This window comes from Microcystis sp. M53598_WE2, assembly GCF_030067735.1.
GTDB classification, from domain to species: domain Bacteria; phylum Cyanobacteriota; class Cyanobacteriia; order Cyanobacteriales; family Microcystaceae; genus Microcystis; species Microcystis aeruginosa.
In genome coordinates, this window is sequence record NZ_JASJFE010000321.1 from 1 (window position 1) to 1,283 (window position 1,283).

Genomic DNA, 1,283 nt, shown 5'->3' on the forward strand with positions numbered 1-1,283 from the left:
TTATCGAAAATTTGGGTTGAAAACCCCGTCCTTTGAGGACGGCTTTAAGCTACAATGGAAAAAGCGATAACCAAGCTAAAAACTGAACCCTGACCACAGATAGTAGGGGGTTTAGTTCAGAAAAGAATTCAAATTCGGCCTTGAACGAGTAAAACTTTCTAGGAAATAAGGTTGAACATGAGATTTTTTCGACTTGTTCAAAGTGGCCGTCCGGCATTCGGACACTCAAAACGGACGGGTCGAAAGTGTCAGACTTAAGCAATTAAGCGTTTTTCGCTATCTGCGTCAACCCCATTGACGCGACCATCCTAAAAAAGTGGCGTGGTGAGGATGTCAATAGTATTGTCTTTGAAAAACCCATTTTAGGAGTTGCCCATGTCATCCTCATCCCTACCCATTAAACCGGCTGTACTGGTTGTCATCATTGGTGAAACCGTCTTGCAAGACCGCATGATCAAGCTGCTGCAAGAGTTAGGCGTAACTGGCTATACCCTCTCGCAAGCCCAGGGCGCAGGTCGCCACGGCAACCGCCAGGGAGATATGGTCGGTTATAACACCAATATTGAGATCAAAACCGTTGTCTCGCAGGAAGTCTCGGAGGCGATCTTCTCTGGTCTCGTCGAGTATCAAGCTAATCATGCCTTAATCGCTTTCCGACAAAATGTCGAAGCGTTGACTGGGTTTGAGATAATTTGATTCGTCACTAACCCCGCCCTAAAAGGGACGGGGCTTGCCTAGACCAATTTAGGCGACGCAAGTAGAGACTACCGCATCGAGACACAATCTGGCACAGACTTCCGAATGCTTCCCTAGTTCGGATTCTCTCTAAGCTTTATTGGTAAAGCGTTGTTAGACAAGACATCTTGATTGTGTTGCGGTAAGGGACATTAACTTCACTCTTAAGGATTATCTCCATAGCAAGAGTTCCTGTTATCTCAAAAGACGGAAAACCGTTAATGCCCACCAAACCCAGTCGGGCCAGGCGGTGGATTAAGGAAGGAAAAGCTATCGGTAAATTCAACGACTTAGATATTTTCTATGTCCAGCTAACCACTGAACCTTCCGATAGCAAAACCCAACCAATTGCTATTGGCATTGACCCGGGTAAATTATTCTCTGGAATTGGTGTTCAATCCTCCCTTTTTACTCTTTGGAAGGCTCACTTAGAACTTCCTTTTAAGCGAGTAAGAGAGTGCCTAGACAATCGCTGCTTAATGCGAAGAGGACGTAGAAAAAGACGGATTAACCGCCAACTTTCTTTTAATCTAAGAGCGCATCGACAA

At 45.3% G+C, this 1,283-nt stretch carries 2 protein-coding genes; both read left to right on the top strand.

The genetic code is table 11. From position 1 onward, the window contains the following. The first annotated feature begins 375 nt into the window (after positions 1–375). The gene (locus PX636_RS06990; protein ID WP_002752253.1) at positions 376–696 is read left to right on the top strand and encodes a P-II family nitrogen regulator; all 321 of its coding nucleotides are present in this window, start codon (positions 376–378) and stop codon (positions 694–696) included. A gap of 218 nt (positions 697–914) precedes the next feature. Continuing rightward, a partial coding sequence (locus PX636_RS06995; RefSeq protein WP_353853459.1) for an RRXRR domain-containing protein occupies positions 915–1,283 on the top strand: 369 nt, incomplete at its 3' end.

What these genes read in the sequence shown, in the direction of transcription:
- PX636_RS06990 (WP_002752253.1), top strand. Translation starts at nt 376, where the DNA reads ATGTCATCCTCATCCCTACCCATTAAACCGGCTGTACTGGTTGTCATC.